This window comes from Pontibacter sp. HSC-14F20 (assembly GCF_019599265.1).
GTDB lineage: Bacteria > Bacteroidota > Bacteroidia > Cytophagales > Hymenobacteraceae > Pontibacter.
In genome coordinates, this window is sequence record NZ_JAHZTC010000007.1 from 63836 (window position 1) to 81667 (window position 17832).

The 17832-nt window shown below is 51.6% G+C and carries 14 protein-coding genes; 9 read left to right on the forward strand and 5 right to left on the reverse strand.

What is annotated here, in order from left to right; all coding sequences use genetic code 11:
• The first annotated feature begins 87 nt into the window (after positions 1 to 87).
• Entirely contained in the window at positions 88 to 645 is a 558-nt protein-coding gene (locus tag K3G39_RS08540; protein ID WP_220625772.1) for an NUDIX hydrolase, read from the forward strand.
• Here K3G39_RS08540 and hisC read toward each other — a convergent pair.
• Positions 642 to 2843 carry a histidinol-phosphate transaminase gene (gene hisC / locus K3G39_RS08545; protein ID WP_255594146.1) on the reverse strand — a complete coding sequence of 734 codons (2202 nt, stop codon included), beginning with the start codon at positions 2841 to 2843 and terminating at the stop codon, positions 642 to 644. The genes K3G39_RS08540 and hisC overlap by 4 nt on opposite strands.
• A gap of 160 nt (positions 2844 to 3003) precedes the next feature.
• Between hisC and K3G39_RS08550 the strand changes: the two genes are divergently transcribed.
• The 3 genes from K3G39_RS08550 to K3G39_RS08560 all read left to right on the forward strand — a co-directional run bounded on the left by K3G39_RS08550 (position 3004) and on the right by K3G39_RS08560 (position 5687).
• A complete protein-coding gene (locus K3G39_RS08550; RefSeq protein WP_255594148.1) occupies positions 3004 to 3456 on the forward strand; it encodes a MarR family winged helix-turn-helix transcriptional regulator in 453 nt (150 codons plus the stop codon).
• A 77-nt stretch (positions 3457 to 3533) separates the two neighbouring features.
• Positions 3534 to 4349 (forward strand): TerB family tellurite resistance protein, encoded by an 816-nt coding sequence (locus K3G39_RS08555; protein ID WP_220625773.1) that lies wholly within the window; start codon positions 3534 to 3536, stop codon positions 4347 to 4349.
• Between the two features lie 159 nt (positions 4350 to 4508).
• On the forward strand, positions 4509 to 5687 hold the full coding sequence (locus K3G39_RS08560) for a serine hydrolase (RefSeq protein WP_220625774.1): 1179 nt from the start codon (positions 4509 to 4511) through the stop codon (positions 5685 to 5687).
• Between the two features lie 106 nt (positions 5688 to 5793).
• On the opposite strand, the gene K3G39_RS08565 is transcribed toward K3G39_RS08560, so the two are convergent.
• The 4 genes from K3G39_RS08565 to K3G39_RS08580 all read right to left on the reverse strand — a co-directional run bounded on the left by K3G39_RS08565 (position 5794) and on the right by K3G39_RS08580 (position 12033).
• Positions 5794 to 6651, reverse strand: a complete 858-nt coding sequence (locus K3G39_RS08565; protein ID WP_220625775.1) for a DUF4846 domain-containing protein — start codon at positions 6649 to 6651, stop codon at positions 5794 to 5796.
• Between the two features lie 408 nt (positions 6652 to 7059).
• On the reverse strand, positions 7060 to 10329 hold the full coding sequence (locus tag K3G39_RS08570) for an amidohydrolase family protein (protein WP_220625908.1): 3270 nt from the start codon (positions 10327 to 10329) through the stop codon (positions 7060 to 7062).
• Between the two features lie 355 nt (positions 10330 to 10684).
• Positions 10685 to 11467, reverse strand: a complete 783-nt coding sequence (locus K3G39_RS08575; RefSeq protein ID WP_220625776.1) for a hypothetical protein — start codon at positions 11465 to 11467, stop codon at positions 10685 to 10687.
• 23 nt (positions 11468 to 11490) lie between these two features.
• Positions 11491 to 12033 (reverse strand): hypothetical protein, encoded by a 543-nt coding sequence (locus tag K3G39_RS08580; RefSeq protein WP_220625777.1) that lies wholly within the window; start codon positions 12031 to 12033, stop codon positions 11491 to 11493.
• A 222-nt stretch (positions 12034 to 12255) separates the two neighbouring features.
• Between K3G39_RS08580 and K3G39_RS08585 the strand changes: the two genes are divergently transcribed.
• From K3G39_RS08585 to K3G39_RS08605, 5 genes are all read left to right on the forward strand, one after another.
• Positions 12256 to 12537 (forward strand): ATP-dependent Clp protease adaptor ClpS, encoded by a 282-nt coding sequence (locus K3G39_RS08585; RefSeq protein WP_220625778.1) that lies wholly within the window; start codon positions 12256 to 12258, stop codon positions 12535 to 12537.
• A gap of 11 nt (positions 12538 to 12548) precedes the next feature.
• Positions 12549 to 13157, forward strand: a complete 609-nt coding sequence (gene recR, locus K3G39_RS08590; RefSeq protein WP_101445725.1) for a recombination mediator RecR — start codon at positions 12549 to 12551, stop codon at positions 13155 to 13157.
• Between the two features lie 615 nt (positions 13158 to 13772).
• Positions 13773 to 14981 carry a pyridoxal phosphate-dependent aminotransferase gene (locus tag K3G39_RS08595; protein WP_220625779.1) on the forward strand — a complete coding sequence of 403 codons (1209 nt, stop codon included), beginning with the start codon at positions 13773 to 13775 and terminating at the stop codon, positions 14979 to 14981.
• Positions 14981 to 16000, forward strand: a complete 1020-nt coding sequence (locus K3G39_RS08600; protein WP_220625780.1) for a bifunctional heptose 7-phosphate kinase/heptose 1-phosphate adenyltransferase — start codon at positions 14981 to 14983, stop codon at positions 15998 to 16000. Before K3G39_RS08595 ends, K3G39_RS08600 begins: the two co-directional genes overlap by 1 nt.
• On the forward strand, positions 15981 to 17780 hold the full coding sequence (locus K3G39_RS08605; RefSeq protein WP_220625781.1) for a TrkH family potassium uptake protein: 1800 nt from the start codon (positions 15981 to 15983) through the stop codon (positions 17778 to 17780). The genes K3G39_RS08600 and K3G39_RS08605 overlap by 20 nt, the downstream gene beginning before the upstream one ends.
• Positions 17781 to 17832 lie beyond the last annotated feature (52 nt).

The window sequence follows — 17832 nt, forward strand, 5'->3', positions numbered from 1 at the left end:
AGAAGCCATACCTTTGCTACGAAGCAGGTATGGCTCTTTTTTGTGCGGTATACAGCTAGCCTGCTCCGACTCAATAGTTTAAAAACAATGACTAAAAAAGGAATAGAACGCTGGAAGACGCTGAAGTCGCAGGTGGTATTTGAACATAAATGGTATACCCTGCGCCGCGACCACGTGCAGCTGCCTGACGGCCACGAGATGGATGATTATTTTGTAAGTGTGCGGCCGGATGTGGTGCTGACCTTCCCAATAACTGAAGACGGGCACGTACTCTTTGTGCGCCAGTACAAGCATGCTGCTGCCGATATCTTCATCGAGCTACCTGGTGGTGTGATCGATGCGCATGAAAAAGACCCGTTGGAAGCGGCCCGGCGTGAACTGCTGGAGGAGACCGGTTATACCACGGACGATATCGAACCCGTGCTGCAGGTGATCGACAACCCAACCAAAGACACAAACAAAATTTACTTCTACCTCGCCCGCAACGTACGCGAAGTAGCCGCCCAGGACCTCGATGAAAGTGAGCACATCGAGGTCCTGAAAGTGCCTTTGCAGGAGGTGGAGCCGATGATCCTGAGCGGCCAGATCAATGTGGCCGGCTCCATTGCGCTTTGCCTGCTCGCCCTCCGGAAGCTGGGTGTTTAGTCAGCCAGCTGCCAGGCGGTGGCTGCTATGATGTTGGTGTTTTTCCAGTGCAAGGTATAGCCGGCCGTGTGTGCTGCCAGGCTGAACTGCGGGTGCAGGTCCAGTTCATGCTGAAGCTGTGATGCCGTGACCTGGCTTGGAGCGGGCGCAAAACCGTTTCGTGTGAGGCGGTGCTGCCAGGCATCCAGGCGCTCGTGGCGCTCCACGCGGTCAGCTCCTTCAAAGGCAACAACATTGAGAATTTCCCTTCCAAAAAACTCCTGTTCTATTACGCGGCGCTCCGGCATATCGGCTGGAAGCAGCGTATCCAGCACATCAAACACGGTGTGGTAGTGGCGCAATGACTCGCGCAGGCGCGGCAGAAAATCCAGTCGGTTGTGCTCGGAATCGGGTTCGGTAAGGGTGAGCAGCTCAGGACGAAGATCCCGGATCTGCTCCAATACACGGTCGCGCTGGTCAGGTATAGCTACCAGTTCGTCGGCGAGGTGGTGCAGGGTGAGCGCTGCGTTTACGATCAAGGTATAGGAAGGGTCAATTTCCAACGACTGCAAATCGAAGTCTTCAAGGCGGGTGGCTACATAGGTATAGCTGAAGTCCAGACCCAGGCGTTCGGCATGTGCTGCCAGCCGGGCACCTGTAGCTTGCAGTTTATAAGCCGGATCAGGGTTGTTGCTGTCGGGTATATCAATACCGGTGAGGTGCAGGGTAGGGCGCTTCCCGGGTATAGCCGCCACTAACTCCATAAAATGGAACCACTGCAAGCCGCTGCCTATACCCAGATCGAGCAGGTATACCGAGGATTTTCCGGTGATGGCAGAAAGAATAGCGTGGTTGGCAAAGCGGTGCCCAAACGTAACGAGCGGTGTGGCCGTCACCAGTACATTAAAGGCCGCGATCATGTCCATCTCCCCCAGGTTGGAAGCATATAAATTTCCGGAAGCAGCAGTATTGCATTGTTGGCAGCGCATCGCCAGTGCCCGAGCAAAAGCTTGTGCAATGCGGCCTTCTGCGCCTGGCTGTTCAGTTGCTTTATGCTGCAGGTCGTGTAGATGGGTTGCCGCCTCTTCCGGTTGGTCCTGTACCTGGTAACCCAGGTCAAGCACTTGTGCCAGCAGGGGTTGTGTGGCGTATACGCGGGAAGGGTGTAGCAATTCTTGTAACATATGGAGTAGGTATAGCTGGTGTTCGTCAGGTCCGATGGTCAGGCGCAAGGTATGGTGATCGGCGCGGCGCACCAGAATATGGTTTGCCAGTAAGTAGTTGTGTATGCCATCGGCGCTGTAACCGCCGGCATCCAGCAGCAGAAAGTTGCCCTGTGAAGGCCAGAACTGAACGCCCATTTTATGCAGTGCCTGTTCCAGCTTGTTTTTTCCTTCCTGCGTAGCCTGCAGTGTCATGTGCAGAAATTGCTCATCTTTCAGGGCGGCCAGGGCGGCAACCTGTGCCAGCTGGTTCACATTGTAGGGTTGTTTCACTTCCATTACCTGTTCAATCAGGTGCCGCTGTGCGACCATATACCCGATGCGGACGGAGGCAAGACCGTAGGCTTTGGAGAAAGTGCGAAGCACGACCAGGTTAGGGTAGCGCGACAGCATGGCCACCGCGTCAGCACAATCCGGCGCGGTAACATACTCGATGTAGGCTTCATCCACCACCACGGTCACGTGTGCCGGCAGGCAGTCGAGTACCTGGGCCAGTTCAGCGCTTGTCAGGTAAGTGCCGGTTGGGTTATTGGGGTTGCAGATGAAACAGAGCCTGGTCGAGGGCCGCAGCTGGCGCACCAAAGCCTGCAGATCGATCCGGTAACTACTTGTCAGCGGAATTTCGGTGCAGGGAATCCGGAGCGCGCGGGCTTCCTGACAATACAGCGGGTAAGAAGGTGTGAAAGTGAGCACTTCGCCCTCTCTATCGTGACCGCAAAAACGGCGCACCAGCAGGGAGATCAGTTCTGCTGACCCACTTCCCACCACAATTTCATCGGCCTGAACGCCTAGTTTCAAGGCAAGCGCGTGTCGCAGGTCAGCTGCGTCGGGCGTCGGATAACCGTGCACGCTGCTCAGGGCTTGTTGCAGAGCAACCAGCACCTGCGGGGATGAACCAAACAGGTTCTCGTTAGTGGCAGCTTGGTAAGGAATGCGTTTATTTTCCATAGGCGACTCGCGCGGCGTATTGATCATGATGGCAATATAGCAATTCAAAAATGTATATTATATTTTAAGTGCTGGTTAATCATAAAAAAATAATAACATTGCCAGGTGTTGGAAATATGCCGTCAGCGTTAAAGTAACTAATTGTTTGAAAATGTTGTATATACAATTATTGCAAGCGTAATTGCATTCGAAAACTAGATTTTTTCACATGAAGTTAGAAGATGAATTAAAGATGCCCAAGTTCAGGAGCGCCTACCAGCGGGCCTCTCTGAACCTGATGTTTACAGGGGAGTGGATGATGGCCCGGGTCGACAGCCTGCTCAAACCCTACGACATTTCTTCGCAGCAGTACAATGTATTGCGCATCCTCAGAGGGCAGCAGGGCAAGCCTATGAACCTGTTTACCATACAGGAGCGGATGCTCAACCGCATGAGCAACGCCACCCGGTTGGTAGAGAAACTGCGTTTGAAGGGACTGGTAACCCGCGAGCTTTGCGAACAGAACAGACGCAAGGTAGAAATTGCCATTACAGACAAAGGGATGGACCTGCTCGACAGCCTGGATCCGTTGATGAAGCAGCTGGAAGAAGACACATTTAAGGATATGTCTGAACAAGAAGCGCAGCACCTGAGCGATACGCTGGATCGGGTGAGAGCCTAATCCTGGTAAGAAGTTCTGCACCTATCAACTTATGGCCGGGCCTCGCGTTTAAAGGTCAGTAAGAAGACGGAATAGCTATGGAACAGGAACAAACCACATTATTGAAAGATTATTCGACGGAAGAAAAAGGGGCCTACCTGGCTGCGCTTGCTTCCATCGCTTCTGCGGACGGACACGCTTCTGAAGAGGAACTGGAGTTTCTGAGGGTATTGAGCGAAGCAGCCGAAATGCCCGAAAACGTAGAGCAGGAAGTGCTCTCTATTGCTTCTAATCCATCGCAGATCAGTTTAAAGCGCGTATTGGATGTGCTGCAGAAGAGTCAGTTGCGCTTTTCCTTCATCACCGATATCATCAGCTTTGCCAAGGCAGATGGCGAGTATAGTCAGGATGAGCAAAAGCGCATTCAGGAGATGGCCAACTACCTGGGTGTGGACCAGAAGCAATACAGTGTGCTCGAGCAGTTTGTAAACAAGGCAGACGAAGCACAACAGCACGGCGAGGACCCGACAACGCAGTCCTTTATGAGTAAGAACGGTTTCAGCGATATGTTCAAAAATGCCGGTATCTCTCCGCAAATGGTGCAGGGTATACTAGGTATAGCAGCGCCTATCGTGCTGGCCCGCCTGATGAGCGGTGGCAAACGCCGCGGTGGCGGCATGCTGGGAGGTATGGGCGGTGGCCTTTTGGGTGGTCTGCTCGGTGGCATGATGACGGGCCGTGGCGGTCTGATGGGTGGCGGCCGGCGTTCTACCAGCGGTCTGGGCTCCATGGCTTCCGTGCTGGGTGGCTTAAACGGTCGTAGTCGCTATGGCGGCATGGGTTCCGGCGGGCTTGGCAGTTTGCTGGGCGGGCTGTTTGGAGGCGGTAAGCGGGGCGGCAGCACGAGCTGGTAGGTATAGCCAGGCGCTATACCTGATGTGCAGGTATGTGTAATTTAAAGAGCGGGAGGTGAGCAAAACCTACCGCTCTTTTTTTGTGATGGCAGCACCGGACTAGCAGGTATCCCTTACTTTGAGTAGCTTTAGAGAGATCTTCCATACCTATCAGGTACTATGATAAAAAGTAAAATTTTATACCTGGCCCTGGCCCTCGGCTTTTCTTCCTGCCAGCAACAGCCGCAACAACCTACTGTAACTGCGCAAGCCACAGAAGGCAAGCTATACTACCCGGGCAAAGGTGATAACTGGGAAAAGAAACAACCCGAGCAGCAAGGTATGGATGCCGCTTTGCTACAGGAAGCCGTGGAATGGGCCAGACAGCAGGAAACGACACAGATGTCAAAAGACTTCTCTACACAGGAAGAGATCTTCGGCAAAATGCTCGGACCTATACCTGAAGACAGAGCCAGCACCAACGGCATCATCCTCAGAAACGGCTTCATCGTGGCCGAGTGGGGCGAAACAGAGCGGGTGGATCCGACCTATAGCGTGGCCAAAAGCGTGCTTTCTACCATTCTAGGTATAACGATCGATCGTGGGATGATCAAAGACATCCACGACCCGGTGGCAAATTATGTGCAGGACGGTGGCTATGACTCGGAACAGAACCGGAAGGTAACCTGGGAACACCATGTACGGCAAACCAGTGAATGGGAAGGGGAGTTGTGGGGCAAGAAACACGACTTCGTAGGCAAAGCGGAATTTGGCAGAGGTGAGCGCAAGCCACGTGCGCTACAGGAGCCGGGAACCCACTATGAATACAATGATGTGCGCATCAATCGCTTTGCTTTGTCGCTGCTGCGCCTCTGGAAGAAACCTATACCGGAGGTGTTTAAAGATGAAGTGATGGACCCGATTGACGCCTCCAATACCTGGCAATATGTGCCCTACCGCAACTCGTATGTAGAACTGGACGGCAAACGCGCGCCCTCAGTAAGCGGCGGTACCCGCTGGGGCGGCGGCCTCTGGATCAGCGCCCGCGACGAAGCCCGCTTTGGCTACCTTTTTCTCCGCAACGGCCGCTGGAAAGACAAGCAACTTGTGTCACAAGAATGGGTGAAGGAAGCGACGACCTCCCGCGGAAGCGTTGGTCCTGACTACGGTTACCTCTGGTGGCTCAACACCGGAGGCAAAGCCTGGCCAAGTGCTCCAACTTCCAGCTATGCCGCTTTAGGGGCCGGGCAGAACACGATCTGGGTAGACCCGGAGCATGATATCGTGATGGTGTGGCGCTGGCATAAGGGCAACCCGGATGAGTTGATCAAAAGGGTGCTGGCAGCGGTGAAGGAGTAGTTGATAGTTGATAGGCGCTCTTACTATTGCGCGAGCGTCCTCACTCGTGTTTGCTATGTTAGGGCCTATGGCTCCTTTACCTTTTTTGCGTACTCTATCCCAAAATTTAAAACCGTTTCAAATGGCTTCGCTGAAACGTCCACTCCGGCGTTAAAAGTGGGCCACTGAAGTTGCTGCTATACCAAGGGCTTACACCTGGGTCCATCGGATTTTTCAGAATCTGGATTTCCTGCGCCGGCATATAACTTTGGGCAAGCAGGAACAGCTTTTCTCCAGTTTGCGCATCAACTGCCACATCCATTACGATCACAGCATGGCCGGGACTTCCGCCCTTGATGAACACATCGCCAGCTTGCAGGTCGGCCATCGAAACTGCCTTCATTTCTTTCTCCAGCGACAGGGTGCCGGCATAGGTAAACACGACTTGCAGATAATCCTTGAAGAAAGCATAGGCAGTTGATGGAGCTGCTTTTTTTACCCATGAGCAATCATTGCCTTTCACTTGTACCCGGTAACCCTGCTGCCATTTACTGTAGTCTGCCCGGAAGCCGCTCGTGAAGTTAAAGTGAATAGCATCGTACTTTTCCTGCCCATACAGATACTCCGCCCGCAGTCGCATCACAGCATCCGCGCATTGCTGCAGGTCACGTTTGCCAACATCTATGTCGAGCACAGCATCATAAATATTGTCGTTTGGCTTGATGGCACCGTTGTAGTAGTGCACCTGTGCACCGTGTGGTTTTAACTTGAAATGCTGCAGATAAGCACCAAAAGTATTCTCGGATTGCACAGCTCTTTTGTAACCTCTCGGTGGGGAAAATCTCTCTGATACTGTCTTACCTGCAGGGTTTACCAGTACTTTGGTCTCGGTTATACCTTCAGGAATTTCTGCTGTCACCTGCTCAGCCTTCGAACCGCAGGCGGTGAGCAAAATAAAGAGAATGCTGTACAGGTATTGCGACATGGTACGATAGTTAAGTTATGAACTAAATTAATAGTTTATTTTGAATTTGCAAGCAATTATCAGTTAAGCAGTTGGTTATGATAGGTTTGTATGTAAAAGATCCGTTATAGGGCCAGAGGACTAAAACCGTCAGCATAAGCCTTCTCCTGACATTTCGGCCTGGGAGTAGGGCCCCTGTTTTGGGAGAAATCTGTAAAACTGCCATTGCTCTCAGGGAATCCAGCTCTCTCAAATTTTCGAGATGATAGTTTGGATTCATTGTTCCTTAGGTTGATGGCATAGCGACAGAGGCCCCCGATAGCTGACACGAGCGAGGCGAGGACGCTCGCGCCATACCCCAATTCTACTTAACAAAACGAGCCGACTCATGTGAGTCGGCTCGTTCCTTATTAACTTATACCTTGTGGCTTAGTGACGGCAGGTGCAATTTTCACCGGCTATACCTTCTACGCGGGTGTCGGTACCTTCGTGCCAGTCAAAAGAAGAAGCGTACTTGCTGTTTTCCCACCAGAATTTGCCTGGTTTGCGTTCGTGGTTGCCAACTTCATTCATGGTGGCAGCATCAAACAGACGGCCGTTTACCATGGTGTAGCGCACGTGTTCTGAGTTCTGGATGTTCTCCAGCGGGTTCTGGTCCAACACGATCAGGTCGGCCAGTTTGCCGGTTTCCAAGGAGCCGATGTCTTTGCCCATACCCAGGTACTCGGCACCGTTCAGGGTTGCGGCACGCAGTGCTTCCATGTTGGTCATGCCGCCTTGCTGCAGCATCCACAGTTCCCAGTGTGCACCTAAGCCTTGCAGCTGTCCGTGGGCACCGAGGTTCACTTTCACACCAGCGTCCGTCAGGGCCTTGCTGGCTTCAGAAGTCTTGAAGTAACCGTTCTTGTACTCCTCGTCCGGTACCTGCATCACAAAGCGTGAGCGACCGTCGATCACAGAGCGTGGCGTGAATTTCAGGAGTCTTTCCTTCTCCCATACCTTGGTGTTCTGGTACCAGTAGTACTCGCCGCTGGTGGCGCCGTAGTTCACAATCAGGGTAGGGGTGTAACCAGTTTTAGAAGCTTTCCATACCTCTACCACATCTTTGTAAAGCGGATGAACCGGGATGTTATGCTCAATGCCGGTGTGACCGTCCAGGATCATGCTCATGTTGTGGAAGAAGGTAGAACCACCCTCTGGTACCACGGTCATGTCCAGCTCGCGGGCTGCCTGAATAATCTGCTGGCGCTGCTCACGGCGTGGCTGGTTGTAGCTCTTCACCGAGAAACCACCGGCAGCCTGAATACGGCGCAGGTGCGAACGGGCATCGTCGAGGCTGTTCACCACGGCTTTGAAGCTACCATCAGCTCCGTACAGAATCGTGCCTGTCGAGAAAATTCTAGGACCTACCATGTGCCCCGCCTTCACGGCCTCGGACTGGCTGAACACCATCTCCGTAGTAGAAGAAGGGTCGTGTGTGGTCGTTACGCCGTAAGCCAGGTTGGCCAGGTAGGACCACTGCTGTTTCGGGCTCATGCCGTTGCGGAAAGTACCCAGGTGCGCGTGAACATCTACTATACCTGGCATAATCGTTTTGCCGCTGGCGTCGATCACTTTCGCGTCTTTTGGCACGGCTATACCTTTGCCAACTGACACAATGCGGTTGCCGTCTACTACGATCGTACCGCCTTCAATCACTTCATCGCCTTTCATCGTGATGATGCGGGCATTGGTGAAGGCTACTTTGCCTTGCGGGGCATCAGTTTTGAACTCCAGCCCGATTTTTATACCTGTCGTGTCGATGGCAGGCAGTTTCTCCGGGGCACCTTCCAGGAAGGCGAAGCGGTCTTTCAGGTCATTGGAGAAATACTCATCACTCAGCACCCAGTTCACTTTCTTGCTGTCGCCTGACCAGTGCACGCTTGTTCCAGCGTCTTTGGTGAAGCGGGCCACAGGCACAGCCTTGGTCTCTGCGCTCAGTTCCATGCCGGCACCGTTAGCCGAGAAAGGCACCACATAGCCGTTGAACAGCTCCACAAAAGCCAGCCACTTGTTGTCCGGGCTCGGGTAGAACTGGTCGGTGTAGGTAGAAGTATAGTGCGTACGCTCCTCTTTGCCGCTCAGGTCCACACTCTTGAAAGCAGTTTTACCACCTCCGTAAGCCGAGAAGAAGATGCGGTCAGAAGTTGCGTTGAACAGCGGAAGTGAGCCGCTCTTTTGTACCAGTGTCGGGTTTTTTCCTTCGGCGGTCATGTAATAAATGCCGCGCTCGTTGCCATGCGCATAGCCCATGTGGTTGTTGCCACCGTCTTTGCTATACACAATCAGCTTGCCGTTCGGTGAGAAAGAGGCGTTGGTATAGAATCCTTTCTCAGAAGTGAGTTTGGTTGGCTTGGCGTTTTTCTTGCGGATGTCCACTTTCACCAGCGCACCCAGGTTGTCATCGTCCCAGGTAGAGAAGAGAAGGGTCTTGCCATCTGGCGAGAAAGCCGGATAGAATTCGAAATCCTTGCCATTGGTCACGCGCTCCGGCTTACCGTTTGGCAGTTCTTTTTTGTAGATATGACCCGCCGCATTGAACACGAGCAACTTGCCGTCAGGCGAGGTCACGGCGTGGCGAATAGCCTTGGCCGTGAACTGGTCCGGCGATACGCCTGCCTTGCTGAAATCGTGGCGAACAGCTTCGGCGATATGGTGTGTGGCAGTCGCTTCGAATGGTATGTTGGTTACTTTCTGGCTGGCTACGTCGATCTTGTTGATCTTGCCACCCGCCCAGAACACAATGCTCTTGTTGTCGGGCGTCCAGGCAAAGTTCGGGTATACCCCGAAAATAGCCCAGGCTTCCTGCTGGTCGTGGTTGAGCTGGTCGTAAATCGGCCACTGCTCACCTGTCTTCAGGTCATGAAGGAAGAGTACCGACTTGGTGCGCACGCGGCGCACGAAAGCCAGTTGCTTGCCATCGCGGGAGATAACCGGGCGGACCGAACCACCATTACCGGTCACCACGTTCTCAATTGCGCCTGTGTTGCGGTCTACGCGACGAATGACGTAGATCTGGCCGTTCGGATCTTTGTTGTACTCAAACGTAGAGCCGCCGCTCATGTCTTCAGAGAAGTACACATACTTGCCGTCCGGCGATACTACCGGCTCGCCAACGTCCTGCTGGTCGTTTTTGCGCTTGGTCAGCTGCACACCGCTTCCACCCGACTTATGGTACATCCACATTTCGCCGGCACCCAGCGAACGGGAGGCCGTGAAGTGCTTGCGGGCAATCAGGTACTCACCATCTGGCGTCCAGACGGCGTTATTCAGGAGTCGGAAATTTTCTTTGGTGATCTGCTTGGCATCAGAGCCATCGCGCTTCATTACCCAGATGTTGTCGCCGCCACCCGCATCGGAGGTAAAGGAAATGAACTTACCATCGGGACTGAACCGAGGCTGTACTTCGTAGGCGCGGCCACTGCGAAGGAGTTTCGCTTTGCCACCGGACATTGGCATGCTGTAGATGTCGCCGAGCATGTCAAACACGATCTCTTTGCCGTCCGGACTCACGTCCACACTCATCCAGGTGCCTTCGTCGGTTGTTACGGTGATTTCTTTTTGCGGTCCGCGGGCTTCTTCCACGTTCCATTTGTTGTCTTTTTTGTCCTGCGCCGTGGCTGTGCCCAAAGGTAAGGCAAGCGCCGCCGCCAGGAACATACTCCAATAGGTATGCTTCTTCATGACAGGGTGTTTGTCGATTAGATTAGGTTAGATTCTCAAATTTAGCGATTTGAGGGGAGAAATCAGAAAAGGTTTAAAATGGGTAGGGAGGAATAATGATGATGGAGGGGAATGTGAATCTTGCGGACAATTTCGAGCCTGAATGTTTTGGAGATCTGGAGGTATAGTTTTTCAATCGTAATACCTGTTATTCTGGAGAAATCTTGGTGGAAGGGAGGTTAAGCCTTTGCTACTCAGTTATAAGCTCATCGACTGCTTGCCGCGAGTGTAAGGTATACGGTAGACTCTGGCCACTTATTTGTCTTGGAGAAGTGTTTAAAGCCTTCTCCAATCACGGACATGGGTTGTCATCATGCAGATTTCCGTAAATGGCAAATACCTCATCGCTATTATAAGAATATTTAAGACGAATAATTTTATAGCAATTTGCCTGTACCACAAAAGTGAAATCTTCCAGTTGTGCAGCTGTGTTTCCGCTACCATTCTCAAAATGTTCAAAATATCCCGGCAGGGCTCTTTCTAATTCATAGAAATCATCACCAACTTTAAATTTAGGTATAGTCTCCTTTATTATCTCCCGACGGATGTCGTCAGGCATCAATCGAAACGCATACGCAGGAAAGAGAGTTGGGAAAATTTTAAGGTATAGCACCATAAAAGTGGTGGGGTATAGAATTACGGACGTTCTCATGAACCAGCTTTCTTGCATTTTTTTCACAATCCTACTACTCTTGATCAAAGCCAAATATATACTTCCAAACAGTAACCCGATTAGGAAAGCAATCCAAAATACTACTTTGAAGTCACTCTTTAAAAACAGCCAGCCAATCAGAATTGTAAAAACAATGACAGCGTATATGCCAGTGGAAATCGGGAAGATAGGATAGGAGAATATCTTACTTGAATGGTTGAGCCGTCTTAATGGCAAGAGTATAAATATTAGCCATGCTATTGTCACGAAAATTGCTGACCAAAAAATGATTACACCTAAATCATCTGCTCGTCCATCTGCAATACCTTGCTGAAGGGCAATGAAAACTATCGACAAAGCCCAAGCAACAGAAATCGCCAAAAAGGATAGAGGTCCTTTCGCCTTATTTATACCTTCAGTCAATTTATCAGACTCTTTTCTTTCAATTACTCCACCTCAAACTCCCTCGGCAAATCAAAGCTCAGCGGCTTGTTGCGGCTGTGGATCTGCTCCAGGAAGCTGTCGAGCTCGTCTTTATACTCCAGGTGGTAATCTTCGTGCAGGTTCTTGCGAATGAGTTGGATGGTGCGCTGCAGAAGGCGGGCGGTGGCGGTATAGAAGGCTTTGTAATAGCTGTCGAAGTGGCCGGTGAAGTTTTCGAAGATCAGGCGCAGCAGGTATAGGTGCAGGTCAGTTTCGAGCTTCACGTCTTTGGTAATACGCTTGAAACGGGCAATTTCCTTGACCGACTTGCGCAACGACTTGGTCAGGGCACGACCCAGGTAGCGACCGGAGGTGTCCATCATCAGTTCGCGTATCTTTTCTGCGGTCTGGTCATAGGCCTCTTCCGGCGTAAGTTCGCCCAGTTCAATGGCCAGCAAATCGTACAGCTCCCCGTCACGGCGGGCAGCTTTGATGATGATGGCTTCCTTTTCTTTATCGCTCAGCTGCTTGACAGCTTTTTTAAAACCAGTAGAGACGGTGGGCATAGGTATATATAAGCTATACCTGTAAAGCTAGGTAAAATAGGCGTGCTGTTCAAGATGGTCGGGCCGTAAATATACCTTGAAATATGTGCTTTTGCAGGAATTAACCCCGGCTCCGGATTGTTTTAAACTATACCTTTTTCAGATAGCCGGAGCTGGCCGGGGAGAGCTGTATTATAATGCGTTCTGCTTCCGTAGCTCCATAAAAATTCGTAATTTTGCACTATGAATATTGAGACTCAAATTTTACATCAGGATGAAGTGGCTCTGCTCGAAGAGAGCACCGATCTGCACAACCTGATTGTGTATAACGACGACGTGAATACGTTTGACCACGTGATTACAACGCTTATCAAGGTATGCGGCCACTCGGCGGAACAGGCGGAGCAATGCACGCTGCTGATCCACTACAAAGGCAAGTGCACCGTGAAGGTGGGGTCTTACGAAGAGCTGGCAGGTATGTGCACTGCCCTGCATGACAAAGACCTATCGGCCAACATCGAGTAGCGGGAGGTTGAATGGAATTTCCGTCTAAACTGATTGAAAACGCCGTTGAGGAGCTGGCGAAGCTCCCGGGCGTAGGGCGCAAGACTGCCCTACGGTTGGCGCTGCACATGCTTAAAGAGGAATCTGAAGAGACTTTTCTGCTGGCCGAGGCACTCGTGAAAATGCGCACCGAAGTGAAGCATTGCAAGGAATGCCACAACATTTCAGACACTGAGGTATGTGGTATCTGCCTCAACCCGCTGCGCGACCGCAGCCTGCTGTGCGTAGTAAGCGACATCCGCGATGTAATCGCTATCGAGAATACCTCGCAGTTCAAGGGCCTGTACCACGTGCTGGGCGGTGTGATCTCGCCGATTGAAGGCGTAGGGCCATCGGACCTCCACATCGACTCGCTGCTGGAACGCCTGCCAAACTCCGAAGTAAAGGAGATCCTTTTGGCCATCAGTCCTACCATGGAAGGCGACACGACTGCTTTTTACCTTACCCGCAAACTCCGCGACCACAACGTGCGCATTACCACCATTGCCCGTGGGGTGCCAGTAGGGGGTGAGCTGGAGTATACCGATGAAATTACCTTGGGACGTAGCATTGTAGAGCGTACCTCTTACGGGAAGAATTAAAATTGTCTTTTAAAAGCTGAGAAAGGACATGTGAAAGCATGTCCTTTTTTGGTTTGTGATAGGTATAGCAAAGGTTGCTTTGTTGCAACTGCTTCATGTATAGCAACTTGTATTGCTCTGTAGCTTCGCCTGTGCGGCGGGCACTCACTTTTTGTCTTGACATAAAAAGGAGGCAAAAAAGTCAAGACTCCCCAAATCGAGGGCCCCTACCCCTACTCGCTGACCGCTCTTGACAGGGGGACCCCTTCACCCCCAACAGTGGGTAGTCAATTGGTGCAACTGGCTAAGGCTCTTTGTTTCATTGTTGAAGGGGCAAGGACCTGTTACTATACCTGTCAGTGGTATGTGCTACCAAGCTATACCAAAAGAATTGGCAGTAGCTGAAGTCCCCCTTCGAAGGTAGGGGGGGATGTTCATCGTGCACGAAGATTTTCTACCTTGGGTAAGTAGAGACTACGGCGTTGGGACGCAGCTTCTGAAAAATTCTGTAAACCCTGATTCTCAAAATCTACTTCCCTTCTACAAAATGAGGGGCTAATGGGCACCATATTCAATCCTCATTTCACTGGTTTTCTCTTGCATTATATTAACTTTGGAGCTTATCTCAGAAGAAGCATGCAAAACACAGCATCACACATACTTTCAGACAGAATCATGGCGCTGTCGGAGTCGCAGACTATCGCGATGGCTAAAAAAGGTCGTGAACTGGCCGCACAGGGATTTGATATCATCAACCTGAGCTTTGGAGAACCGGACTTTCAAACGCCGCAATACATCAAAGACGCCGCAAAAGAGGCAATCGATGAGGGCTTTACTTTCTATACCCCGGTGCCGGGCTTCCCAGCGCTGCGTCAGGCGATTGCCGATAAATTTAAGCGTGACAACAACCTGGACTACGGTCCGGAGAACATCGTGGTGTCGACAGGAGCCAAGCAGTCTATTGCCAATGCGGTGATGTGTCTGGTGAATCCGGGAGACGAAGTGATAGTTTTCTCGCCTTACTGGGTGTCCTATGAAGAGATCGTGAAGTTGGCCGAAGGTATACCGGTGCCGTTGCAGGGTCGTCTGGAGAATGACTTTAAAGTGACGCCGGAGCAACTCGAAAGTGCCATTACCTCCAATACCAAATTGGTGATGTATTCTTCGCCCTGCAACCCGACCGGTTCGGTGTTCGATGAGCAGGAGCTGCTGGCGCTGGCCAAAGTGCTGGAGAAACATCCGCAGGTATACATCATCGCCGACGAGATCTACGAGTACATCAACTTCGGGGAAAAACATGCCAGCATGGCGGGCTTTGACTTTATCAAAGACCGCGTGATCACGGTGAATGGTTTCTCGAAGGGCTATGCCATGACAGGCTGGCGCGTGGGTTACATTGCTGCTCACAAAGACATTGCCGTCGCCTGCGAGAAAATGCAGAGCCAGATCACGTCCGGCACCTGCTCCATCGCCCAGAAGGCGGCCCATGCCGCATTGTTGGGGGGAAATGAATCGGCTTTGGAGATGCGTGACGCTTACCTTCGTCGCCGTGACCTCGTACTGGAGATCATGCAAGGTATACCAGGCTTTAGGACAAACGTGCCGACCGGCGCTTTTTATATTTTCCCGGATGTGAGTTACTACTTCGGCAAAAGTTATAACGGCAACATCATCAGTAGTGCGCTCGACCTGAGTCTATACCTGCTCACCGACGCACATGTGGCCCTGGTGAGTGGCGAGGCCTTCGGTGCACCGCAGTGTATCCGTTTCTCTTACGCCACATCCGATGATAAATTAATCGAGGCGCTCCGCCGCATTAAGGAGAGCCTCGCCAAATTGCAATAATGAATCAGCATACCAATTTAGAAGATATTTTCAGTGCCTTTGACAGCCTGACCGTGCTTATTGTGGGCGATGTGATGATCGACTCATACCTGTGGGGCAAGTCGACACGCATTTCACCGGAAGCACCTGTGCCGATTGTGAATGTAGTGAAGCGCGAGAAGCGACTGGGCGGTGCTGCCAACGTGGCCCTGAATGTGCAGGCCATGGGCGCGACGCCGTTGCTTTGCTCCGTGATTGGCGACGACCCGGATGGCGGCGATTTCCTGCGCCTGATGGAGGAACGCAATCTTTCTACGGAAGGCATCGTACAAAGCCCCGAGCGCGTGACTACCATCAAGCACCGCATTATAGCCGGTGGTCAGCAACTGCTGCGCGTGGACGCCGAGATCGAGCACAACCTGGCCGATTATGAGGAGCGCCACCTGGAGGAGCATTATCTGAAACTACTCGAACGGGCTGATGTGATCGTTTTTGAAGATTATGATAAAGGGGTGTTTTCGGAACAAAACATTACCCGGTTTATTCAACTGGCTAACGAGCGCGGTATACCTTCTGTGGTAGATCCCAAAAAGAAAAACTTCCTGAGTTACAAAGGCTGCACGCTTTTCAAACCAAACCTGAAAGAACTCAAAGAAGGTCTGAAAGTGGACTTTGCCGACGAGAACCTGCCTGCATTTGAAGAGGCTGTAGCACAGCTGCAGAAACGACTGGAAACACAGCAGGTGTTGGTTACACTTTCTGAGCGTGGTGTGTTTGTGGCCAATGGCGAAGAGAAGACATACATACCTGCGCACCGCCGTGCTATTTCCGATGTTTCAGGTGCCGGCGATACGGTGATCAGCATATCGGCATTGTGTATGGCACTGAAAACTTCGCTGCCTTTTATGGCCGGCCTGAGCAACCTGGGCGGTGGCCTGGTATGCGAGCAGGTAGGCGTGGTGCCTGTCGACAGAAACCGCCTGTTCTCAGAAGCAAAAGTGAACAGGCTGTACGAAACTCATGAACACCGAACAGCTTAACAGGCTACTATACGGCAGCAAGTTGCGGGTATACATGGTGATGCGCCGCACCACCTATACGCTCGCCATTGTAGCGGTAGGCTTGCTATTGTATGCGCACGGCGTTGCAACAGATCCGGATACCCTTCAGCTTATTTTCTTTGCCTTAGACGCTATACTCGGCGTCTTTGTGGTGATATACCTGCTACGGATTCTGTATGGCTTTGAGCGGTTAAAATTCCTCCGGCGTACCTGGTTCGAAGGCTCTTTAATGGGCCTGATACTGGTGAATCATGTGGGTACCTATCTTTTCAATTTCCCAATTGTCTACCATATTTTTGAAGGTATAGGGATGCCGCTTTCAGTAGAGGTATACCGCACTTTGGTATCGCTCTATCTGCTTTTGCTGCTTCTGGTGGAGTTGCTCGAGACGCGGGTACACCTGAAAACCCTGCAGGTAAAGCCTGCGCTTATCTTCCTGATGAGCTTTCTCACCCTCATCGCCATCGGCACGGCCTTGTTCATGCTGCCTAAAATGACCAATGACCCGGACGGCATGCGATTTATCGATGCGCTTTTCATGGCCACCAGCACCTCGTGCATTACCGGTTTGGCTGTTGTGGATCCGGGTACTTATTTTACCTTTTCGGGACAGGTGGTAGTACTGATACTGGTGCAACTAGGCGGGTTGGGCGTTATGACCTTTGCCACGTTCTTTGCCACGCTGATGCGGCAAGGTATAGGTATAAAGCAGCACGTGGCCATGTTCGAGATCATGGAAAGTGAGTCTATCTCGTTTTCAAAAGGCCTGCTCCGCAAACTGATTGCGATGACGCTTTCGATTGAAGCGATCGGAGCCGTGCTGATTTTTGCGACATGGAGTGAAGAAGTGGAGTTTGTGGGGCTGGGCAGCAAGATCTTCTTCTCTGTGTTTCATGCTGTGTCGGGTTTTTGCAACGCAGGCCTCTCTTTGTTTCCCGAGGGCCTTTACAGCAATCCGCTCCAAAACTCCTATGTCATGCACCTGATCATTGCGGCGCTGGTTATCATGGGAGGCATCGGTTTTCCTACCATCCTCGATGTGTTTTCGCCCGATGCCATGCGTACCCGGATGGCGATGCCCTGGCGCAACTGGAAAATGATGACACGGGTGACTGTTTACTCCTCTGCTGCCCTGCTTGCTTTTGGTACCGTTACGTTTTTTCTGCTGGAGTACTTCAACACGCTCTCTCACCTGAATTTTGCTGAGGCGCTCATAACGTCTTTCTTTCAGTCGACTACCACCCGCTCATCGGGGTTCCACACAGTGGATATGTCAGCTATTTCAGTGCCGGCCTTACTGATCATGATGATGCTGATGTTCATCGGGGCTTCGCCGGGTTCCATGGGCGGCGGTATCAAAACGACGACCTTTGTGGTGATTATTCTGACTGTCTGGACAACAATTGTGGGCAAACGTAACATCGAGATCAGCAAACGTACTATTCCGCACTCCGTCTCTTATAAGGCTTTTGCGGTGTTTACCTTTGCGGTTGGCTTCAACATCCTTTTTCTGATTATCCTTTCTATTTCAGATTCACAATTCGATATTCTTCGTCTGGCCTTTGAACAGGTGTCGGCTTTTGGCACGGTGGGTCTGAGCACAGGTATAACGGCCGGCCTTTCAGACGTAGGCAAAATGGTCATTATCATGTCGATGTACATTGGCAGGGTAGGTACCCTGACCCTGGCGCTGGCAATCAGCACACGGGCACCTTCTACCGCTTATAAATACCCGGACACGCATTTGGCAATTGGCTAATACTCTGTTAGCTTTGAAGCCTAAAAAAGCTGACCAGTGGGAACAGAAGGGC